Origin of the sequence: Microbacterium sp. H37-C3, from assembly GCF_027157935.1 — a bacterium.
GTDB classification, from domain to species: domain Bacteria; phylum Actinomycetota; class Actinomycetes; order Actinomycetales; family Microbacteriaceae; genus Microbacterium; species Microbacterium plantarum.
The window spans coordinates 168,508-190,469 of record NZ_JAPVLR010000002.1 but is presented as its reverse complement, the minus strand read 5'-3'; the positions used below and the strand labels follow the sequence as shown (position 1 = coordinate 190,469).

General features: G+C 70.2%; 11 protein-coding genes. All 11 read right to left on the bottom strand.

Going from position 1 to position 21,962, the window contains the following annotated elements; genetic code table 11:
* The 11 genes from O1W71_RS05910 to O1W71_RS05860 all read right to left on the bottom strand — a co-directional run bounded on the left by O1W71_RS05910 (position 1) and on the right by O1W71_RS05860 (position 21,954).
* A complete protein-coding gene (locus tag O1W71_RS05910) occupies positions 1 to 384 on the bottom strand; it encodes an FHA domain-containing protein (RefSeq protein WP_269266951.1) in 384 nt (127 codons plus the stop codon).
* On the bottom strand, positions 381 to 2,672 hold the full coding sequence (locus tag O1W71_RS05905; protein ID WP_269267518.1) for a transglutaminase-like domain-containing protein: 2,292 nt from the start codon (positions 2,670 to 2,672) through the stop codon (positions 381 to 383). Before O1W71_RS05905 ends, O1W71_RS05910 begins: the two co-directional genes overlap by 4 nt.
* Positions 2,672 to 4,105 (bottom strand): DUF58 domain-containing protein, encoded by a 1,434-nt coding sequence (locus O1W71_RS05900; RefSeq protein ID WP_269266950.1) that lies wholly within the window; start codon positions 4,103 to 4,105, stop codon positions 2,672 to 2,674. Before O1W71_RS05900 ends, O1W71_RS05905 begins: the two co-directional genes overlap by 1 nt.
* Positions 4,105 to 5,076: an AAA family ATPase gene (locus tag O1W71_RS05895; RefSeq protein WP_269266949.1), complete on the bottom strand. Its 972-nt coding sequence runs from the start codon at positions 5,074 to 5,076 to the stop codon at positions 4,105 to 4,107. Before O1W71_RS05895 ends, O1W71_RS05900 begins: the two co-directional genes overlap by 1 nt.
* A 51-nt stretch (positions 5,077 to 5,127) precedes the next feature.
* Positions 5,128 to 11,199: an Ig-like domain-containing protein gene (locus O1W71_RS05890; protein WP_269266948.1), complete on the bottom strand. Its 6,072-nt coding sequence runs from the start codon at positions 11,197 to 11,199 to the stop codon at positions 5,128 to 5,130.
* Between the two features lie 151 nt (positions 11,200 to 11,350).
* Positions 11,351 to 13,726, bottom strand: a complete 2,376-nt coding sequence (locus O1W71_RS05885) for an excinuclease ABC subunit UvrA (protein ID WP_269266947.1) — start codon at positions 13,724 to 13,726, stop codon at positions 11,351 to 11,353.
* Complete coding sequence (locus tag O1W71_RS05880) at positions 13,707 to 14,354, bottom strand: DNA-3-methyladenine glycosylase I (RefSeq protein WP_269266946.1); 648 nt, start codon at positions 14,352 to 14,354, stop codon at positions 13,707 to 13,709. Before O1W71_RS05880 ends, O1W71_RS05885 begins: the two co-directional genes overlap by 20 nt.
* 58 nt (positions 14,355 to 14,412) lie before the next feature.
* Entirely contained in the window at positions 14,413 to 16,533 is a 2,121-nt protein-coding gene (locus tag O1W71_RS05875; RefSeq protein ID WP_269266944.1) for an acyl-CoA dehydrogenase family protein, read from the bottom strand.
* 157 nt (positions 16,534 to 16,690) lie between these two features.
* The gene (recQ, locus tag O1W71_RS05870; RefSeq protein WP_269266943.1) at positions 16,691 to 18,757 is read right to left on the bottom strand and encodes a DNA helicase RecQ; all 2,067 of its coding nucleotides are present in this window, start codon (positions 18,755 to 18,757) and stop codon (positions 16,691 to 16,693) included.
* Positions 18,758 to 18,828: 71 nt separating this feature from the next.
* On the bottom strand, positions 18,829 to 19,365 hold the full coding sequence (locus O1W71_RS05865; RefSeq protein ID WP_269266942.1) for a DUF1697 domain-containing protein: 537 nt from the start codon (positions 19,363 to 19,365) through the stop codon (positions 18,829 to 18,831).
* A gap of 60 nt (positions 19,366 to 19,425) precedes the next feature.
* The gene (locus O1W71_RS05860) at positions 19,426 to 21,954 is read right to left on the bottom strand and encodes a DEAD/DEAH box helicase (protein ID WP_269266941.1); all 2,529 of its coding nucleotides are present in this window, start codon (positions 21,952 to 21,954) and stop codon (positions 19,426 to 19,428) included.
* Positions 21,955 to 21,962 lie beyond the last annotated feature (8 nt).

The following is a 21,962-nucleotide window of genomic DNA, read 5'->3' as shown; positions in this document are numbered from 1 at the left end:
TCACCGCATGACCTCGACGACGAGCCAGCGGTCACCGAGATCGAGCCGGTCACCGCTGTGGAGCACGGTCTCCGCTCCGGGCACGACCGGAACGCCGTCTCGCCCGCGCGTCACGACGACTCCATTGGTCGAGGCCCGATCGATGACGGCGAGGCCTCCGGCGTCGAGGGGCACGAGTTCGAAATGCGTCCGAGAGAGGGTCAGCGTCTCGTCGCGCAGCACGATCGCATCGGCGCCGGCGGCACGCGACGGGTCGCGGCCGAAGACCGTCCGCCCGTAGACGGCCGTGCGGGTGCCGTCATCCCACAGGAGCAGCGCCCGGGTGCCGGTGCGGATGTCGGGGACGCCCGCGAGCGGTTCCGTGTCGAAGATCGTCGCGCTCATGCGTCCCCTCCCCGGGCGCGCCGGGCACGGCCGCGCAGCAAGGAGCGCAGGCTGAGCCGGGCTCGCAGGCGGCGCCACACCGACACCCGGCCGCTCATGCCGACGACGATCGCGTCGACCTCGCGCCAGAAGGCGTCGACGTCCTCGGCCGTGGGCTCTCCCGGTCCGAAGACGCGGGCATCCGCCGACGTCGCGAGGGCGGTCACGTCGGGCTGCTCCATCGTCGCGGCGACGACCTGTGCGCTCTCGGTGCGCGTCGCACCCGAGGCGACGGGCGCGTTGAGGTCGACAGCGCGGTCTATCAGTTCGTCCCAGCCGCCCGAGATGCGGTCGGCGGGCTTGTCGGCGTTGCGCCGCTTCGTCCGTCGAGCGGTCTTCACCGCCCCCATGATGACGAAGGGAGCGAAGATGATCGCGAGGACGCCGATGCCGATGCCCACGGGCGCGAGGATGGCGCCGATCCAGTCGAAACCGGGGTCCTCCTCTTCTTCCTGATCGCGGTCGTTGGCGATCGCGGGCGGCAGCTCGGCCGGCTCCTGAGCCGGGGGCGGCGGCTGCAGCACCTGCGGCTTCGGGTTGGCCCGCGGCGTCGTGGTCTGCTCGTTCGGCTCGTTGTCCTCGTCGGGCGTCGGGTCGAATGGGATCCACCCGTACCCCTCGAACGCGACCTCCACCCACGCGTGAACGTTGTCACCGGTCGCGGTGAACTCGCCGGCGGTGTCGCCCTCTTCCGGGTGCCACCCCATGACGACTCGCGCCGGGATGCCCAGCTGCGCCGACAGCAGTGCCATCGCGACGGCGTACTGCTCGTCGTCGCCGATGATCTCGTCGCCGCCGAAGAAGCTCGTGATGCGGGCCGCGCCGTGACCGGACGGCGAATACGGGTCGTCCTCGAGACCGTGGCTGAAGTATCCGTCGGTCGAGAGCCAGTCCGCCAGCGCCTGCACCTGCTTGATGGGAGTCTCCGCGTCGCCGACGGCATCGGTGGCGATCTGCGACAGCCCGTCGGGGATGCCCTCCTGCTTCGGCATCTTCACCGGCGCGAAGGCGACATCGGCGAGCGCTTCGTTCGTGGGCCGGACGGGGAACACCGTGTCGACGGTGTAGGTCGTTCCCGGTGCGAGACCCGCGGTGACGGCCGCCGTCCCGGTGGCGTCGTTGTAGTGGGCGGTGCGGCGCAGCTCGTCGGCGCGTTCGCCCTCGAACTCGATCGACCGCACGGCACCGGCGTCGGGCAGCCACACGCCGCGCAGCTCGTCGATCTCGAACTCCAACCGACCGGGCACACCTTCGGCGTCCGGCGACATGTTCGAGCGCAACGGCGTGAACGAGCTCGACGAGCCGGCGCCCTCGTCCGAGACGTTGAACACGATGCCGTTGTAGGCGTCCATCGTCGCCAGGCGGATGCGGCCGCCCTCGGGGAGACCCTGCACCGTGAAGAGCGGCGTCTCCGCGTCATCCCGGACGAGTCCGCGGAAGCCCTGCAGCGGGCTCGGGTACTGCTTGACGTCGAAGGGCGGGATGACGATGTCGCGCAGTACGTAGCGCGTCGACGGCGGGCTCGCCACGGCGGCGGTCGCGACGCCGGCGCCCACCGCGACGGCGACCACGGCGGTTCCCGAGATCAGGCGGCGCAGCCGCGTGTGCCGCAGGGTCGCGGCATCCGATGTCGCGGCCGGCTCGATGCGCACGGCGGCGTTGTCGGGATCCCATGCCTGTCGCAGCGCGAGCCACACCGACGCCACGACGGCGAAGACGACGCCCTGCAGCACGGGCACCGCGGGCTCGGTCATCCCGAGCAGGATCTGCGTGACGAGGAAGGCGGTCACCGGGATCAGGGCCCACGCCGCCTGGCGCAGACGAAGGGCGAGCGAGGCGGTGAGCACCGCCGCGACGAGCGTCAGCAGGAACGGAACGATCAGGTGTCCGTCGTACGGCGCCACCGGAGCCACCGTGGTGAGCAGGCGCTTCCACGACTGCACGGAGCCGAGGGCGAGCTGCGTCCAGGTGTCGAGCGTCGGGATGACGCCGAACAGCGCCGTCTGCGGCAGCGCGAGGGCACCCCCGAAGATGAAGTAGGCGGCGACGGTCAGGCCCGCCGTGGGCAGCACGCCCCAGCGACGGCGGGCGCACAGCCAGGCGATGCCGACGCCGATGACCAGTGCGCCGAATCCCGCGAGGAGGTAGGCCGGGCCGTCGAACGTCGGCCCGAAGCCGACGATCGCCACGGCGAGGAGCAGCACGACGGCGGAGAGGTCGAGCACGAGCCGGCGGCGCGCGGGCGACATCACGACAGCACCTTCCGCATCGCGGGGGCGAGCTGATCGAGCGCGCTGATCGAGATGACGTCGGCATCGCCGACGCGGCGCAGCACCGGGACCTCGGCCGATCGATCGGCGACGACGGCGAGCACGCGGACGCCCTGAGGCAGTCGCGAGCACGCGAGCTTGAGCTCGGCCGGGTCGGCGCCCGACCCGCAGAACAGCACGACGATGGCGATGCCGTGGGAGTTCATCGCGATCGTTCCGGCCAGGGCCACGACGCCGCCGTCACGCTGGCGCGAGTGCTCGAGAGCCGACAGGTTGTCCAACAGCCGACGCGGCCCCTGCGTGCGGAGCGGGCCGCGCTGCGTGCGCGCCTCGAGCATGCGGGAGTCGCGCAGCGCGCGCAGGCCGATCGAGCCGGCCGCGGAGATCGCGAGCTCGAACTCGTCGGAGTCGGCGTAGTCGCCGGCGTACGTGGAGAGCCCGAGCACGAAGTGCGACCGACGGGTCTCCTCGTACTGGCGCATCATGAGATTGCCGACGCGTGCGGTGGACTTCCAGTGCACATGACGCAGGTCGTCGCCGGGCTGGTACTCGCGCAGGGCGTGGAACGACACGTCGTCGGGTGCCAGCTGCGTCGAGGGGAGCCCTTCAAGGTCGCGCAGGCGCCCGAGCGAGAGCCCCTCGAGGGGCACGGTGCGCGGGTGCACGTAGAGGTCGACGGCTTGGCGGCGGTCGCTGCTGCGCTCGAAGAGTCCGAGCGGGTCGCCGCGGAGCACGCTGACCGGTCCGACCGCCAGCACTCCGCGGGCGGTCGTGGGGATCGCGAACAGCTCTTCGTGGGCGGCCCCGGGTGCGAGCCGGGGCACGTCGAACTCGCCGCGCCCGGAGCCGACCGGCAGGACGACCCGCGAGGGCAGGATCGGCCGCGACGTGCCGTTGACGAGGGTCAGCCCGCCGATCGCGCGCTCCCCCACGACGACGTGGGTGCGTGTCAGGTCGAGGTCGACGTCGTAGGCGGTGCCGCCGAAGAGGAACGGCACGCTGATGACGACGATCGCGGTGAGGATGACGGCTGCGATGACCATCTCCTGCCAACCGAAGCTGAGTGCGACGACCCACAGCAGCACGGTCGCGAACAGCAGCACCCACCCGAGCGGGCGGATGGTGCGGGTGACGAGGCGGATGCCGCGGCGCGCAACTGCCCACCACGACTCGAGCCGCTCGCGCCAGACGACCAGCCGCGAGGGTGCCTCCGCGTTGACGGGGGCGGCATCGGCCGACAGTGTCGTCGTCCCCACCCGGAGGGTCGCGTCCGCGTCGCGCGTGGTGTCACCGACGGTCCGCGTGTCGGCCGTCGTTCCGGCCGTGCTCTCGGCGACCGCCTCACCGCCGGCAGCACCTCGGCCCCGGCGCGTGCGACGCGTCGGGGTCGGGGCGGCAGGGGGTGTGGCCATCAAGCGTCCGCCCGCGCGAGCGGCGCCTCGACGTCGGCGAGGGCGTTGTTCATGACCGTCTCGGCGGTCGTGCCGGTGAACTCGGCCTCGGGGTCGAGCACGAGGCGGTGGGCCCATACCGGCAGCGCGAGCAGCTTGATGTCGTCGGGCACGACGTAGTGGCGACCCTGCGCGGCGGCGTAGACCTTGGCGATGCGGATCATCGCGATGGCCCCGCGCACCGAGACGCCGAGGCGCGTCGCCGACGCTTCGCGCGTGGCCTCGACGATCTGCGCGGCGTAGCGCGCGACGACCGGATCGATGTGGACGGTTGCGGCCAGGTCGGCCATCTCGCCGACGGCGCGCGTCGTGATCACGGGCTTGAGGTTCGCCGACGGGTTGCGGTCGACGGCGCCGACGAGGATGCGTTCCGAGACCGCGAGGGTCGGGTAGCCGATCGACGTCTTGATCATGAAGCGGTCGAGCTGAGCCTCGGGCAGCTTGTAGGTACCGGCCTGCTCGATCGGGTTCTGGGTCGCGATGACGAGGAACGGACGGCCCACCTCGTGCGCGACGCCGTCGACGGTGACCCGCGACTCCTCCATCACCTCGAGCAGGGCCGACTGCGTCTTCGGCGAGGCGCGGTTGATCTCGTCGGCGAGCACGATCGAGGCGAAGACCGGACCGCGGTGGAACTCGAAGCGCTTGTTCGCCTGGTCGTAGATCGTGACACCGGTCACGTCGGAGGGCAGCAGGTCGGGCGTGAACTGGATGCGCGTCGAGGTGCCCTGCACGCTCGCCGCGATCGCCTTCGCGAGGCTCGTCTTGCCCGTGCCCGGCGCATCCTCCAGCAGCACGTGCCCCTCGGCGATCATCGCCGACAGCACGAGCGCCACGACCTCGCGCTTGCCGAGGAGAGCGGCGTCGACGTTGTCGACCAGGCGCGCGAAGGTGTCGCGGAACCACGCTGCCTGCTCGGGTGTCATGCTCATTCGTTCGTTCTCGTTCCTCGTGGTGAGTGGATGCCGGGGCGGATGCGGGGACTACCAGCGCGTCGTGCCGGTGCGACCCCAGCCGATGATCTCGGCCGAGATGTCGCGTCCATCGGCGCCGATCCAGCAGTCCAGCTGGATCGACCCGTTGGCCGGGACGTTGTACGACGACGGGTAGGTGTTGAACTTCCGGTTTCCGTCGTAGCAGTCGATGCGGTAGTTGCCGGCCGGGAAGTCCTGCGTGTTCAGCTTCAGGTGGAAGCAGCCGTTGACGCAGCCGCCGACCGGCGATCCCTTCTCGACCGAAGCGCGGGGCTGCGGCGGGGGCGGCGGGTTCGGCGTCGTCACGCTCGCCGAGGCTTCACGCGCCTCGCTGCCGGCGGCGCTCACGCGCACCCGGATGGACTGCGTGCTGCTGTAGCCGACGTCTCCCTGCGAGCGCGATCCGCTCGCGTCGACGCGCTGCCAGCCGCCGCCGTTCACGCTGATCTCCGTCGTGATGTCGCGACCGTTGCGGGCGGGCGACGACCACGACAGCGTGACGCGGTTGCCGTCGCGGCTGGCGTTGGCCGACGGGTTGCCGATCTGGCCGTACGGCGCGACCTGGTTGGATGCCGCCGAGGGCTCACCCTCGTACCGCGATCCGTCGGCCGTGGCGACGGCACGAACGCGCACCGTGTAGGTGCCGTTGTTGTTGACCTGACCGTTGCCGATCGTGCCCGATCCGCCGTTGCCGCCCCCGATCCAGTCGTTGCGCCAGCCGCCGTTGTTGACGGAGTACTGGTAGCTGACCTCGCCGGGGTTCGCGCCGTTGAGCGGCCCGGCCGTCCACGAGACGGTGACGCGGTTGTCGCCTTCGCTCGCGCTGATTCCGGTCGGGGCGCCGGGAGGCGTGAAGGCGCGTCGAGGCGCGGATGCCGCACTCCACTCGCCCCAGCCCGCCTTGTTCTGGGCGCGGACGACGAACGTGTAGTCGGTCGTCGAGGTGTCGACGGTCACGGCCTGGCTGGTCTGACCGGCGGGCACGCTGATGGTGTCGACGGTCGCACCGCCGCGGCGGACCTGGAGCTGGTATCCCGCGATCGCGTCGCCGTTGTTCGCCGGCTGGTTCCAGCTCACCTGCATCTGCGAGCGATTGCCCACCGGGTTGAGGCGCTGCGTTGACGGTGCTCCAGGAGCGTCCGGCTTGCCGGCGGGCACCATCGCCTGCGACCAGACGCTCCAGCTCGACGGCTCGGGCGCACGGTTGTGGGCTCGGACGCGCACCTGGTACTGGACGCCGTTCTGCAGCCCGTCCCACGTGATGCGGGTACCGGTCACGCCGGTCTTCTCGGCGACCCCGGACGGCGGTGCGGGCGAGATCTGCAGGCTGTAGCTCTCGACGGGCGAGCCCTCGGTGCGCGGAACCGTCCACGACACGTCGAGGCTGCGGTCGCCGAAGGCCAGGCTCGGCGGGTTCGGCGTGTCGGGCCGCTGATCGGGACGCGCGGTCTCGGACGGCAGCGACGGGTCGGACTCGCCGACGCGGTTGGTCGCGGTGACCACGAAGTTGTACTCGACGTTGTTCGTCAGTCCGTCCAGCGTGCACGTCGTCGAACGGCACTCGCGCGTGTACGAACCGGCCGTCGAGCGCACGGTGTAACCGGTGATGGACGCGCCGTTGTCGACCGGCGGCGACCACGACATCACCACGGTGCGGCTCTCGACGCTCGTGACCGTCGGCTTGCCGGGAGCATCCGGACGCCCCTGCACCGTGATGCGGATCTGGCCCTCGACCTCACGGTCGGGGTCGCCCGTCGCGTCCTGGATCCGGTACCGCACAACGAGGGTTCCCACGAAGTCATCGCGGCTGGTGACCTCCACGCGATCACCGGCGACGGTCGCCGAGGCTCCCGAGGTCTCGGTGAACGCGCCGATGACCTTCAGCGGCGTCTCGGGGAACGGGTTCACGTCGTTGTCGAGCACAGCGACCGAGATGGTCTTACCCTGGTCGGCCTGCTCGATGACATCGGCGTTCGCGGTGGCGAGCGGGCGCGTCGAGGCGGTCACGGTGACCGTGATCGTCGCCGTCACCGGGTCGGATTCGCCGTCGGTGACGCTCACCTGCACGGGCAGTGAGGTCCCCTTGGCGACGTCCGTGCTCGCCTCCACCGAGAGCACCGAGCCGTCGATGCGCGCGGTCAATCCGTCGGGCGAGCCGCCGACGATCGCGAACCGCAGCTTCTCGGCATCGCCGGGATCGGGGTCGGTCGCGAGCGCGGCGAGATCGAGGGTCCGCGCATCCTCGCCCTGCGCGACCTCCATCTGCGCGCCGATCATGCTCGGCGGGCGGTTGTCGGGCGGCGTGACGGTGATCGGGATCATCAGGGTCGCCTTGCGGCCCTCGGGGTCGTCGGGCCCCGAACCGTCGGTGACTTCGAAGGTCAGGGCGTCCTGACCGAAGTAGTCGGCAGCGGAGGTGTACTCGAGCGTCCGCTCGTCCTTGACGAGGGATGCACCGTTGGAGTGGGCCGCCGTGACCTTCTCGGCCTCGGTGATGACGACATCCCGTCCGCCCGAGGCGCGCACGTACTCCGACAGCGGCAGCTCGACGGTCTCACCGCTCTGGACGACGAGAGGCTCGGTCGAGATGAGGCTCGGCGGCAGCTCGGCGAGCGAGGGCACGTGGATGAAGGCGGCCGCGGTGAGCTCGTCCTCGTCGGTGATGAAGTAGGTGATGAGCTGGCGCTCGTCGGTCAGCGGCACCGACACCGTGCCGTTGGGGCGCACGGTGGCGTTCTCGCCGCCGGCGCCGAGGGTCACGCGCAGCGCACTGCGTGTGCCGTCGGGGTCGTCGTCGTTGTCGAGCACCGCGACCTCGGCCACGCCGTTCTCGTCGACGTCCTCGGCGCGCACGCGATCGTCGCGGGCGATCGGGCGCTGCAGCGGCACGTCGGGGTCGACGGTGATCTGCACGGGGGCCGTCGCGGTGAGGCCGCGGGCGTCCTCGATCGTGTACTGGATGCTCGTGTTCATCGGCACGTCGGGTGCAGTGATGACGATCTGCTCGCCCGACACCTCGGCCGCGAGACCGTCGACGTCCGGCACCTCGAGCGCGTCGACAGCGAAGCCGAACTGGTCGCCGTCGGGGTCGGAGTCGTTCTCGAGCACCGAGACCGCCACCTGGCGTCCCGGCCGCATGATGACGGCATCCTTCACGGCGTACGGCGCCTGATTGGTCGTCTCGGGCGGCGCGACGCCGACCTGGATACGCGCCGTGCCCTCCTTGCCGAGGCGGTCGCGCACCCGGTAGGTGAACGAGTCCGAGCCGACGCTCGTGTCGAAGGCCTCGTAGACGAAAGTGTTCGACCCGGTCTCGACGATGCGACCCTTGCTCGGCGAGCTCGCGATGCCGATCAGCTCGACGGAGTCGCCGTCCTCGTCGATGCCGTCGAGGGGCACCGGGATCGTGACTTTCGAGCCGCTCAGGGTGCGCGCGGTGAGGTCGCGGGGGCGCGGCGCGGCGTTGGCGTCGTCCTGTCGGGGCAGGATCTGGATCGTCACGTACGCACCGGCACGCTGACCCGAGCTGTCGACAGCCTCATAGGTGGCGTTGACGGTCTTGGGCTCGTCACCGGCGCGGAACCGGAGTTTGTCCTCCGAGACGAACACCTGGCCGTCAGCCTCGTCGACGAGCGGCGGAACGAGCTCGGGAGACACATGCAGGGTGTCGCCGTTGGGGTGGGTGTCGTTCGCGAGCACGTCGATCGTGACGACATCGCCGACGCGCACGACCGCCGTGTCGTTGTTTGCGACCGGTGGCCGCAGCCGGTCGGGCGCCGGGATCGGGATGACGACGATCTCGCCCGTGGCGGATTGGTCGCCGTTGGAGATCGTGTACGACACCCGGGTCTGCTCGCTGAGCGAGCCCTGGTCGGTGATCCGGACGGTCTCATGGCCGAGCACGGCCGCCGTCACCCCGCCATCGGGGTCGGCCGTCACCGACTGGACGACGAGGATGCCGCCGGCCGGATCGGTGTCGTTGCCCAGGACGTTGACGAGCACGTCGCCGCCCGTCGGCAAGAGCGCGACGTCTCGCACCGCGACGGGCGGAAGATTGGTATCCGCCGCCGGCAGAACGTCAACGCGCACGAGTCCGGGAACGCTGTTGGGTCCCGCCGACACCAGGTAATCGACGTAGTAGGTGTTGACGGCGTCCGCGCTGAAGGTGAAGGTCTGCTCGGCGAAGTCCGGCTGGATCGTCGCGCCCTCGACCTCGTCGACGCGCGTCAGGCGCAGCGGCTCGCGTCCCGCGCTCGTGTCGTTCGTCAGCGGCGACACCGTGACCGACTGACCGACACGGGTCACGACGTGGTCGGCGTTGGTCACGGGCACCGTCGTGCCGGGAGGGCGGACGTCGATCCGGAGCACGCCGGCGCCGTCATCCGTGCCGTCCGAGACGATGATGGGCACGTCCTTTCGGCCCTGCACCGCACCGATCGCGCGATACGTGATCTGGCCGTCGGACGTGAAGTCGGCCTCGTCACCGCCGTCGGGCTGGACCGACTTGAGGAAGATGTCGTCGCCGTCCGGGTCGATCCATTCGCTCAGCACGTTGTACGAGGTGGTGCCGCCGGCCTCGACGGTGACCGGCGTGACGCGCTGCTGGACCGGCGGGGAGTTCTCGTCGTCGCCTCGTACCGACAGCCGGACGGTGGCAGACGCTTCCCCGCCCCGGCCGTCGTCGGCGGTGTAGGTGAACGACGTCGACCCCGAGGCGTCGTCGGGCACGGCGATCTGGAGGGCGCCGCCGTTCTGGATCGGCGAGATCTCACCGAACGCGGGATCACTCGTGGCCTCGGCGACCAGCACGTCGCCGTCGGCGTCGGTGTCGTTGAAGAGGACGGGGAGCACGGTCGTGCGGCCGGGTCGCACGCCGAACGAGTCGTCGACGGCGATCGGCGGCGTGTTCTCGTCGGTGCGCTCGGGCAGAGCGGTCTCGACCGTCTCTTCCGTGGTCTCCTGCTCCTCGTCTCCGGTGCCCTCCGGCGGCGTGATGTCGGTCCAGTTGTCGACGCGCTGCATGTTCTCGCTCGCGAGCCAGGCCGCCCCACCGAACACGTCGTTGAGCACGACGACATCCCGGTTCACGCGGAACTCCAGTTTCGCGGTGGGATCGATGCCCTCGATTTCCTGCACCAGATCGTCGGCGTCGTTCGCACAGTCGCGGACGAAGACTCCCGATCCCGACCACGCGCCATAGGCACAGCCGCCGACGTAGACGGGGTCGGCGGGGGTGCCCTCGGCACCGGCCTCGATCGTCGTCGTCTGCCCGCCCGGCTGCACCCGCAACAGGGCGCTGCGGGTGCTGACGGTGAGGGTCTCGGCGGAGTTGGACGGACGCTGCAGCAGCGCATCGGCGGGAAGATCGGTCTGCGAGCCGTCGCCGCCATAGAGCACATTGGTCTCGCGGTCGAGCACGAACGGCGTCTGCCCGAGTGAGGTGATGGCCAGCTCGTGATCCTCGGCGATGCCCTCGAGGCTCCGCTCGGCGGTCTGCGCGACGGTGCCGTCGCCGATCGGCGCGTAGGCGTACAGCGACGCGCCGGCCGCGGACGCGGCATAGATCGTGCCGTCTGTGCCGACCGTCGCCGTCGCGTTCTCCCCGAGCTCGGCGATCGGCTCGTTGCCTCCGAAGCTGAAGCCGTTCACACCGGCGAACTGGACGGTGCGCAGGTCTCCCGCGGCGTCGAGCACCGAGACGGTGTCGGATCCGAGGGCGATCTGCGCGCCCGGCTGCACCTCAGCGGTTCCCGAAAGCACGACCTTCGCGGGATCGACGGCCGACATCGCCGATCCGTCCGCGTCGACCACGACGACGCGGGGACCGGATTGGAGCACGTCGTACTCGGCGGATGTCGTGCGCAGGCTGCCGTCGAGCACGCGGGACTCGTTGTTGTAGTGCCCCACGAGCAAGCTGGACTGCTTCGTCACCCACACGCCGCCGTCGTGGAGATCGACCTCGGTCGTGGGCTCACCCTCGTAGGCGACCGCGAGGGTTCCGATGGTCAGCGCCGCGACGGTGACGATACCGGCGGAGATGAACGTTCGCGGGCGTGCCCGCAGCCACGAGGTCGACGTCATTGGGCTCGGCTCCCCCCGGGGCGACGGTGATCGGCCCGGCTTCCGGGCTCGCATCGGTTGAACTGCGCAACCACCCTATGTCAGGAGAAGTGCCGGATTTGTCTGTTGACATGGGGAGTTCTCCCCATGTCAACGATCGCGATGGTGTGCATCACCTCTCCGCTCCGGTGCGCGTGCCGACGTAGCGACGGAGATGCTCGGCCGTGAGGGTAGCGCCTGCCGCGACGAGGTCGGCCGGTGTCCCCTCGAACACGACCCGCCCGCCGTCGCGCCCGGCACCCGGTCCGATGTCGATGATGTGATCGGCATGCGCCATGACGGCCTGATGATGCTCGATGACGATGACGGAGTTTCCGGCGTCGACGAGCCGGTCGAGCAACGCGAGCAGATTGTCGACATCCGCGAGATGCAGACCGGTCGTCGGTTCGTCGAGGATGTACACCGAGCCGGAGGTGGCCATCGAGATCGCGAGCTTCAGCCGCTGTCGCTCACCGCCGGAGAGCGTGCTCAGCGCCTGCCCCAGCGTGATGTATCCGAGGCCGACATCGATCAGCCGCGACAGGACTCCGCCCGCCACCCGCGCCGGGAGCGCCTCGGCGGCCTCGGCCGCACTCAGGGCGAGAACCTCGGCGATGGTGCGACCGTCGAGGGTGTACCGGAGCACCTCGGGGCTGAATCCCGACCCCTCGCACACGTCGCACTCCGTCTCGACGGATGCGGTGATGCCGAGCTTCGTGACGATGACGCCCAGCCCCTTGCAGGCCGGGCACGCGCCCTGCGAGTTGGCGCTGAAGAGAGCGGGCTTGACCCCGTTCGCCTTGGCGAACGCCGTGCGGATCGGATCGAGCAGGGCGGTGTACGTCGCGGGACTGCTGCGCCGGTTGCCCCGGATCGGCGACTGATCGACGACGACCACCCCGTCCCGCCCCGCGAGGCTGCCGTGGATGAGCGACGATTTGCCCGAGCCGGCCACACCGGTGACGACGGTGAGAGTCCCGAGCGGGATGTCGACGTCCACCGACTTGAGGTTGTTGGCGGTCGCACCCCGGATCTCGAGGATGCCGGACGCCGTGCGCACCGCCGGTTTCAGCTGTGCCCGGTGGTCGAGGTGCCGTCCGGTCAGCGTGCCGGATGTCCGCAGCTCGGCGACCGATCCCGTGAACTGGATCCTCCCGCCGTTCCGTCCCGCACCGGGTCCGAGGTCGATGACGTGATCGGCGATCTCGATGACCTCGGGCTTGTGCTCGACCACGAGCACCGTGTTGCCCTTGTCGCGAAGCCCGCGCAGCAGATTGTTCATCCGCTGGATGTCGTGCGGGTGAAGACCGGCTGTCGGCTCGTCGAAGACGTACGTGACGTCGGTCAGGCTCGATCCGAGATGCCGGATCATCTTCGTTCGCTGGGCCTCGCCGCCCGACAGCGTTCCCGAGGAGCGGTCGAGCGAGAGATAGCCGAGCCCGATGTCGATGAACGACTGCACGGTGGCACGCAGTCCCGCGAGCAACGGCTCGACGGAGGGGTCGTCGATGGAGCCGAGCCAATCGGCGAGGTCGGTGATCTGCATCGACGCGGTATCGGCGATGTTCACTCCGGCGATTCTCGCTGAACGCGCGCCGTCGTTGAGCCGCGTCCCACCGCATGCCGGGCAGGGCATGAATCTCACCGCCCGCTCGACGAACGCCCGGACGTGAGGCTGCAGCGACTCGCGGTCCTTCTGCAGCATCGACTTCGTGACCCGCGGGACGAGTCCCTCGTAGGTCATGTTGATGCTCTGGATCTTGACCTTCGTGGGCTCTTTGTAGAGGAAGTCCTCGAGCTCGGCATCCGAGTAGTCGGCGATCGACTTGTCGGGATCGAGCAGTCCCGACTCGCTGTACCCGCGCACCATCCAGCCGTCGGCGCTGTAGCCCGGAACCCGGATGGCGCCCTCATTGAGAGACTTCGACCGGTCGACCAGCTCATCGATGTCGATGTCGCTGACCTCGCCGAGTCCTTCGCAGCCGGGGCACATGCCGCCCGTCACCTGGAACGACCGGCGTTCCGCACGGCCTTCCTCGCCTCCGACGGCGATCATGATCTCGCCGGCACCCGACACCGACGGCACGTTGAACGAGAACGCCTGCGGCGACCCGACGAACGGCTCGCCGATACGACTGAACAGCACGCGCAGCATGGCGTGCACATCGGTCGCCGTGCCGACCGTCGAGCGGGCGTTCGCGCCCATCCGCTCCTGGTCGACCATGATCGCCGGGCTGATGTTCTCGAGCGCGTCGACATCGGGGCGCCCGATCTGCGCCATGAACTGCTGGACGAAGGTCGGGTAGGTCTCGTTGATGAGACGCCGCGACTCGGCGGCGATCGTGCCGAAGACGAGCGAGGACTTGCCGGAACCGCTCACGCCCGTGAAGACGGTCAGCCGTCGTTTCGGGATGTCGACGTCGACACCGTTCAGATTGTTCTCACGCGCACCGCGGACGCGGATGACCTCGTGCGAATCGGCGGCGTTCTCAGCGGATGCGGCGGCCATCGGACATCCTCTCGGTACGAACCTCCCCATTGTGGGGCTTCGTGTCGCCGAGGGCGAGAGCTCGGTGGCATCCGACGACGTGGTCGTCGACCATGCCGGACGACTGCATGAGCGCGTACATCGTCGTCGGCCCGACGAACCGGAACCCGCGGCGCCGCAGGGCCTTGCTCATCGCCTCGGATTCCGCCGTCACCGGGGGCACGTCAGCGAGCGTTGCGGGGCGTGGCCGGCCGGCCTCGGGCGCGAACGACCACATGAGCTCGTCGAACTCGCCGTCGGAGAAGCCGAGCAGCAGCCTCGCGTTCGAGATGGTGGCCTCGATCTTCGCCCGATTGCGGATGATGCCGGCATCCGCCATGAGGGCCGCGATCTCGTCGGCGCCGAATGCGGCCACGCGCACCGGCTCGAATCCCGCGAAGACTTCGCGGAAGCGCGGGCGTTTGCGCAGGATCGTGATCCAGCTGAGCCCCGCCTGGAACCCCTCGAGGCTCAGCTTCTCAAACAGGGCGCGGTCGCCGTGGAGCGGGCGCCCCCATTCTTCGTCGTGGTAGCGCCGGTACTCGACGTCATCGCCCACCCAGCCGCATCGGTCCAGGCCGTCGGGTCCGGTGATGAGGTCGAGCGCCATTGCGCCAGGCTAGCGAGCGCCGCCGACATGCCGCGGTTCGCCACCGCCGCAGCCGGTCTCAGGAGCCGCGCTTGCCCGACTTCGCGAGCGTCTTCTCCGAGACGGGCGCGGTGCCCGACGCGGCGAGGTCGGCGAAGTACTCGCGTGCCTCGCGCTGCCGCTCCGCCTCCGCGCCCGACGCGATGGGCGCGCGGACGTGCTCGGGCGCGAAGCCGAAGGCGTCGACGAGGTCCTGGGCATGCGGGCGCAGCCGCGCGCACAGCCGGTCGATGTAGCTCGTGACGGCCGCCGCGCGCTGGGTCGAGAGGCGACCGTTGATGAGGTACCACGCGAGGTGCCGCTCGATGAGGGTCAGGCCGAACAGGTCGCGCAGCCACACGAGCACCTGGCGGGTGCCCTCGTCTTCGATGCGCTCGACACCCTGTGCGAACGCTTCCCACTGCAGGAGCTCACCGTGAGCGCGGGCGGCCTCGATCAGCTCCGACTGGTGCTGGTTGAAGACGGCAGCGGCATCCTGCTGCGACATCTTCGACGCGGGCCGCAGCGCGGCGGCGATGTCGGCGATCATCTGCTCGACCCGGCCCGTCAGCAGCTCGTGCTGCTGCTCTGCCCGCAGCCCGAGCTGCACCGATCGTGCCGTCTGCCCGAAGTCGGCGACCGACTGACCGAGCCGACGCAGCCCGGCACCGTGGAACACGCGCTCGGCGGTGGAGACGGCGGCGAACTTCGCGAGCGCCTTCGCGTCGGCTCCCTTGAACTGCTTCGCGTAGTCGCTGAGCAGACGCTTGCCCACCAGCTGCAGGAGCACGTTGTTGTCGCCCTCGAAGGTGGCGAAGACATCGAGGTCGTGGTGCAGGTCGACCATGCGGTTCTCGGCGAGGAAGCCCTGGCCTCCGCACGCCTCACGGCACTCCTGGATCGTGTCGAGCGCATGCCACGTCGACAGCGGCTTGAGGGCGGCGGCGAGCGTCTCGAGGTTCTCGCGCCCCTCCGGGGTGTCGGTGCGCCCCGCGAACACGCCGTCGAAGGACTGCAGCAGCTCGTCGTGCGAGAAGAACTGCGCGTAGGTCTGCGCGATGCGCGGCAGCAGGCGGCGCTGATGCCGGCCGTAGTCGAGCAGCGTGACCTCGTCGGTGCCGGCACCGGAGTCGAACTGACGACGCTGGTTGGCGTACGTCACGGCGATGTACTCCGCGAGCGCCGAGGCGGTCGTGGCGGAGCCGTCGAGCGATACACGCCCCTGCACGAGGGCGCCGAGCATCGTGAAGAACCGGCGGCCGGGGCTCGCGATGTCGGAGCTGTAGGTGCCGTCCGCAGCGACGTCGCCGTACCGGTTGAGCAGGTTCGTGCGCGGGATGCGGACGTGATCGAAGTGGAGACGGCCGTTGTCGATGCCGTTGAGCCCGCCCTTGACGCCGTCGTCCTCGCCGCCGACACCGGGCAGGAAGTTGCCCTCGTCGTCGCGGAGCGGCACGAAGAAGCAGTGGACGCCGTAGTTCACGCCGCCCGTGATCAGCTGAGCGAAGAGGGTGGCAGCCTTGCCGTGCACCGCCGCGTTGCCCAGGTAGTCCTTCCACGCACCGCGGAACGGCGTGTGGATAACGAACTCCTCGGTCTCGGGGTCGTACGTGGCGGTCGTGCCGATGGCCGCGACATCCGATCCGTGCCCGGTCTCGGTCATCGCGAACGCGCCCGGCAGGCGCATCTCCATCGCGTCGCGCAGCCAGGCGTCGTGGTGGGGCTTCGTGCCGAGCTGGTGGATGGCCGAGCCGAAGAGGCCCCACTGCACGCCGGACTTGATCTGCAAACTGGGGTCGGCCAGCACGAGCTCCTGGAAGCCGGCGAGGTTCGCGCCGTTGTCGCCGTCGCCGCCGTACTCCTTGGGGTAGCCGCGTCCGGAGGCGCCGCGTTCGACGAGCAGGTGCAGCTGCGTGAGCACGCGTTCGCGGTGCTCGGCCATCGGCTCGCCCGGGATCTGCCAGAACACGGGATCTTTGATCATCTCGCGTGCCTCGCGCCGCGTCGCCGCCCAGGTTCCGAGCAGCATGTCGGTGACCGCGTCGATGTCGATGCGCGCCTCGTGCGCCTCCTCCGCGGTATGGGGCGCGGTCGGGGCGCCCCCGGCGGGGGTGCGGTCTGCGGTTGCGGGCTTGTGGGGACGAACAGCGGCGTCGGTCATCGCGTGCCTTTCGACGTCGGAAGGATCGGAGTCAGTATTCACGGTAGGACTTCCACAACGCCTCGCCAAGCGAGTTGGTCGGTCAGCACAACCGGATGCCGGTACGTCGGCGACCCGCATTGTGCGAGGGTGACATCCGGTGCGTACATCCGGTGCGTCAGTGGGATGCCACGACGGCGAGCACCGCGTCGCCGTAGGCCTCGCGCTTCTTGGCTCCGATGCCGGTGATGCCCTCGAGGTCGGCCGAGGTGCGCGGCCGGCGATCGGCGAGCGCGCGCAGCGTCGCGTCACCGAAGACGATGTAGGCCGGAACGCCCTGCTCGCGCGCCTGTTCGGCACGCCAGGCACGCAGCGCCTCGAACAGGTCGCGATCGCTCTCGGCGACCTGCTCGACCGCGGCCGACTTGCGCACGCGAGAGCCGCCGCTGTTCTGGCCCCGCCCGAGCACGTCGCGGCGCAGGGGGACGTTAGCCTCGCCCTTGAGCACCGGCGCTCCGGCCTCGCCGACCGCGAGCACGCCGTACTCGCCGCGAGCGACGAGGATGCCGCGGGCGAGCAGCTGCCGGATGACACTGCGCCAGTCCTGGTCGGACAGATCGGAGCCGAGGCCGTACGTCGCGAGTTCGTCATGACGCTGCTGCCGGATGCGCTCGGTCGACGCTCCGCGCAGGATGTCGACGAGGTGGCCGGCGCCGAACGACTGGTTGCGCTCGCGCTGCAGCCGCACGATCGTCGAGAGCAGCTTCTGCGCCGGGATCAGGCCGTCCCACGTGTCGGGCGGCGTGAGGCAGGTGTCGCAGTTGCCGCAGGGCTCGGAGTCCTGGCCGAAGTAGCCGAGCAGGTTCTGCCGACGGCACGCGACGGTCTCGCAGAGGGCGAGCATCGCGTCGAGGTGCTGCCCCATGCGCATCTTGAACGTGCGGTCGCCGGGGCTCTGATCGATGAGGCGCCGCTGCTGCACGACATCCCCCAGGCCGTAGGCCATCCAGGCGATCGACGCTTCGCCGTCGCGTCCGGCGCGCCCGGTCTCCTGGTAGTACCCCTCGACAGACTTCGGCAGATCGATGTGGGCCACGAACCGGACGTCGGGCTTGTCGATGCCCATGCCGAACGCGATCGTGGCGACCATGACGACACCGTCTTCGCGGAGGAACCGCGACTGGTGCTTGGCGCGCATCTCGGCCGGAAGACCCGCGTGGTACGGCAGGGCGTCGAGACCCTGTGCGGCGAGGTAGTCGGCGGTCTGCTCGACCGACTTGCGGCTGAGCGCGTACACGATGCCGGCGGATCCCTCGGGCATCGAGCGGATGAAGGTGACGAGCTGCCGCCGCGGATCGACCTTCGGCTCGATGCGGTACTGGATGTTGGGTCGGTCGAAGCTCGCGACGAAGTGCCGCGCCTGCGGCAGGCGCAGCCGCTCGGTGAGCTCCTGGTGCGTCGCGCGGGTCGCAGTGGCGGTGAGCGCCATCCGCGGCACCCCGGGGAACCGCTCGTCGAGGTCGCCGAGGGCGAGGTAATCGGGACGGAAATCGTGGCCCCACTGCGAGACGCAGTGCGCCTCGTCGATCGCGATGACGCTCAGGGCGCCCCGCTGGAGCAGCTGCGTCGTCTGCGGCACGCTCAGACGCTCGGGGGCGACGTAGAGCAGGTCGAGCTGACCCGCGAGGTACGCCTGCTCGACACCGGCGCGCTCACCCGGAGACTGTGTGGAGTTGAGGTAGGCCGCCCGCACGCCGTTGGCGATCAGCGCATCGACCTGGTCGTGCATGAGCGCGATGAGCGGGCTGACGACGAGTCCCGTTCCCGGGCGCACGAGCGCGGGCACCTGGTAGGTGATCGACTTGCCGCCGCCGGTGGGCATGAGCACGACGGCATCCCCGCCGCCGATGACGTGCGAGACGATGTCGCCCTGGTCGCCGCGGAAGTCGTCGTAGCCGAAGACCTCCTTGAGCACGGCGCGCGGGTCGGCGCCGGTGAAATCGCGACGCTCGAGCGAGAGGACGGCGGCGGGGGCCGCGTTCGGCACGGCACGCGGCGGCGCGGCACGCGGCGGCGCGGCGCCGGCGGATGCGCGGTCGCGGGTGGCGCGAGCGACGGCAGCGCCGTATCCGTCGAACTCGGGCGGCGGCGGCGCGTCGAAATCCTCGGGCGGTGCGAACTCGTCGGGGTTCCAGTCGAGGTCGGCGTAGGGATCGGCATCCCAGGACTGCTGCTCTCGACTCACTCGATTCACGATAGCCGCGGCATCCGACAGCCCGCTCCGTGCGTTCACAGGCGGGGTCGCCTCCCGCCTCGTCAGCACCACCGTTCGGCGAGCGTCATGACGACGTTGAGGTTGCGGTTGGTCGCGATGCCGAGGACCTTCGCCGCGCCCAGGGGATCGACCGTCCCGTCCTGATACCCGGGTTGCAGGAGAGCGTGGACCGCGCGGCCGCGGACCAGCATGCGGCCCGCGGCGGTCGCGAGCGCTTCGACCCGGGCGGCCGTGTCGGCGTCGAGCTCGTCCTTGAGCAGGTAGACGTAATGGCGGGCCAGGCCGGGGTTCGCCTCGCTCAGGGCGAGTGCCTCGGCGGCGAGCGCGGCGAACTCGTCGGCGCGGAACGTGATCGCCGGAACCTCGAACCCTCGATCGGCCGCGTATGCCCGCTCGAGCGTCTGCTCGATCTTCGCGCGGGAGCGCATGCGAGTGTCGAAGCGGATGTTGCCGGTGTTGATGTGCGTCGCGACGTCCTCGAAGCCGACGGCCTCGGTCACGCGGCGGATGTCGTCCTTCGGGAAGACGCGCGTCGCGCCGAGGTTGATCGCCCGCAGGAACCCGAGATGTGTGGCCACCGGCTCATCCTGCCCCAGGCCCGCGACATCCGGCATGGCCCGGCCATTCACGTCCCGGAGTCAGAGGCGGACGACCTCGGTCACGCGCACAACCGCCGTGCCTGCCTCGACGGACTGCTCCAGGTCGACCTCGGCCCGGATGCGCCAGTCGTGGTCTCCGGCGGGGTCGTCGATGACCTGCTCGACGCGCCAGAGTCCGTCGCGGGCCGCGGACTCGTCGATCACGCAGAGCGACGGCGAGCGCGCGGCGCCCCCGGTGAGGACCTCGTCGTGGTCGTCGTAGTAGCGGTCGAGGACCTCCGGCCAGTCGACCTCGGGGTCGAGGGCTTCGAGCGCTTCGTCGTCCTGCAGCGCGGCGAGCTGTACCCGGCGGAACATCTCGTTGCGCACCAGCACCGTGAACGCGCGCCGGTTCGCCAGCACCGACGGCGGCGCGGGCGGAACGACGGGAGCGTCGGGGTCGTCGGTGGGGTGCGCGAGCGACTCCCATTCGTCGACGAGGCTCGAGTCGACCTGGCGCACGAGCTCGCCGAGCCACTCGATGAGGTCCATGAGGTCGTCGGTGCGGGCCTCGGCGGGCACCGTCTGGCGGATCGCCCGGTACGCGTCGCTGAGGTAGCGCAGCACGAGGCCCTCGCTGCGACCCAGTTGGTAGAACGACACGAACTCGCCGAACGACATCGCCCGCTCGAACATGTCGCGCACGACCGACTTCGGCGACAGCTCGAAGTCGCGCACCCACGGCTGGCTCGACGCGAAGGTCTCGAACGCCTGGGCGAGCAGGTCGGCGAGGGGCTTGGGCCAGGTGATCTCCTCGAGCAGCGCCATCCGCTCGTCGTACTCGATGCCGTCGCGCTTCATCGCGCCGACCGCCTCGCCGCGCGCCTTGTACTCCTGCTGCGACAGGATCGCGCGCGGGTCGTCGAGCGTCGCCTCGATCACGCTCACGACGTCGAGCGCGTAGTGCCCGGTGCCGGTCTCGGCATCATCGGGCGACAGCAGCTCGATCGCCGCGAGGGCGAACGGCGACAGCGGCTGGTTGAGCGCGAAGTTCGGCTGCAGATCGACGGTGAGCCTGATCGTCGACTCGGCCGGAGAAGCAGAAGACGCGGGGCGCACGACCTCGACGATGCCGGCGGCGACCAGGGTGCGGAAGATCGCGAGGGCCCGGCGGGCGAGGGCATACTGACGGGCGCGAGGCTCGTGGTTGTCGAAGACGAGCGAGCGGACGTTGCCGAACACGTCACCTCCGCGGCCGATGACGTTGAGCAGCATCGCGGCCGACAGCTGCAGCTGCGGTGTGAGGGGCTCGGGCTGCGCCTCGACGAGCCGCTCGAACGACCCCTCGCCCCAGTTGACGACGCCGGTGGGCGCTTTCTTGCGCACGATCTTCTTGCGCTTGGCGGGGTCATCTCCGGCCTTCGCGAGCGCGACGGCGTTCTCGATCTCCCACTCCGGCGCCATGACCACGACGTTGCCGTGCGGGTCGAACCCGGCGCGACCCGCACGGCCCGCGACCTGGTGGAACTCGCGGGCCGTGAGCTGCCGCATCCGGGTCCCGTCGTACTTCGACAGCGCGGTGATGACGACCGTGCGGATCGGGACGTTGATGCCCACCCCGAGCGTGTCGGTGCCGCAGATGACCTTGAGCAGCCCGCGCTGTGCGAGCGTCTCGACGAGGCGCCGGTAGCGCGGCAGCATTCCGGCGTGGTGCACGCCGATGCCCGCCCGCACGAGGCGCGAGAGGGTCTTGCCGAAGCCGGTCGTGAATCGGAATCCGCCGATCGCCTCGGCGATGGCATCCCGCTGCTCGCGCGTCGTGATCTTCACGCTCGACAGCGCCTGCGCACGCTCGAGCGCGGCGGCCTGCGAGAAATGCACGATGTACACCGGGGTCTCGCGCTCCTCGAGCAGCCGCTCGAGCACGTCGTGCACGGGGCGCCGCTCGTACGAGAAGTGCAGCGGCACCGGCCGCTCGACGCCGGTGACAAGAGCGGTCCGCCGGCCCGTACGACGTGAGAGGTCGTCGGCGAGGTCGGTCACGTCGCCGAGCGTGGCCGACATCAGCAGGAACTGCGCGCGCGGCAGCGTGAGCAGCGGCACCTGCCACGCCCAGCCGCGATCGGGGTCGCCGTAGAAGTGGAACTCGTCCATGACGACCTGGTCGACGTCGGCGTCGGCTCCCTCGCGCAGCGCGAGGTTGGCGAGGATCTCGGCCGTGCAGCAGATGATCGGCGCCTCGGGGTTGACCGACGAGTCGCCCGTCACCATGCCGACTCGCTCGGCCCCGAAGATCTCGACGAGCGCGAAGAACTTCTCGCTCACGAGCGCCTTGATCGGAGCCGTGTAGTACGTGCGCCCGCCGCGGGAGACGGATGCCGCGTGCGCGGCGACCGCGACGAGCGACTTGCCCGTGCCGGTGGGGGTGGCCAGCACCACGTTCGCCCCCGACACGAGCTCCATGACCGCCTCGTCCTGCGCCGGGTAGAGCGTGAGCCCGCGTCCCTCCGCCCAGGTGGTGAAGGCGTCGTAGATCGCGTCGTCGGAGGGTTCCGGGCCGATGAGGTCGAGCAGCGGCGCGGAGGTCATCCCTCGAG

Excerpts from the sequence above, each read along its gene's own strand:
- O1W71_RS05895 (WP_269266949.1), bottom strand. The coding sequence starts at position 5,076 with ATGAGCATGACACCCGAGCAGGCAGCGTGGTTCCGCGACACCTTCGCG.
- O1W71_RS05890 (WP_269266948.1), bottom strand. The coding sequence starts at position 11,199 with ATGACGTCGACCTCGTGGCTGCGGGCACGCCCGCGAACGTTCATCTCC.
- O1W71_RS05860 (WP_269266941.1), bottom strand. The coding sequence starts at position 21,954 with ATGACCTCCGCGCCGCTGCTCGACCTCATCGGCCCGGAACCCTCCGAC.
- O1W71_RS05900 (WP_269266950.1), bottom strand. The coding sequence starts at position 4,105 with ATGGCCACACCCCCTGCCGCCCCGACCCCGACGCGTCGCACGCGCCGG.
- O1W71_RS05875 (WP_269266944.1), bottom strand. The coding sequence starts at position 16,533 with ATGACCGACGCCGCTGTTCGTCCCCACAAGCCCGCAACCGCAGACCGC.
- O1W71_RS05905 (WP_269267518.1), bottom strand. The coding sequence starts at position 2,672 with ATGTCGCCCGCGCGCCGCCGGCTCGTGCTCGACCTCTCCGCCGTCGTG.
- O1W71_RS05880 (WP_269266946.1), bottom strand. The coding sequence starts at position 14,354 with ATGGCGCTCGACCTCATCACCGGACCCGACGGCCTGGACCGATGCGGC.
- O1W71_RS05910 (WP_269266951.1), bottom strand. The coding sequence starts at position 384 with ATGAGCGCGACGATCTTCGACACGGAACCGCTCGCGGGCGTCCCCGAC.
- O1W71_RS05885 (WP_269266947.1), bottom strand. The coding sequence starts at position 13,726 with ATGGCCGCCGCATCCGCTGAGAACGCCGCCGATTCGCACGAGGTCATC.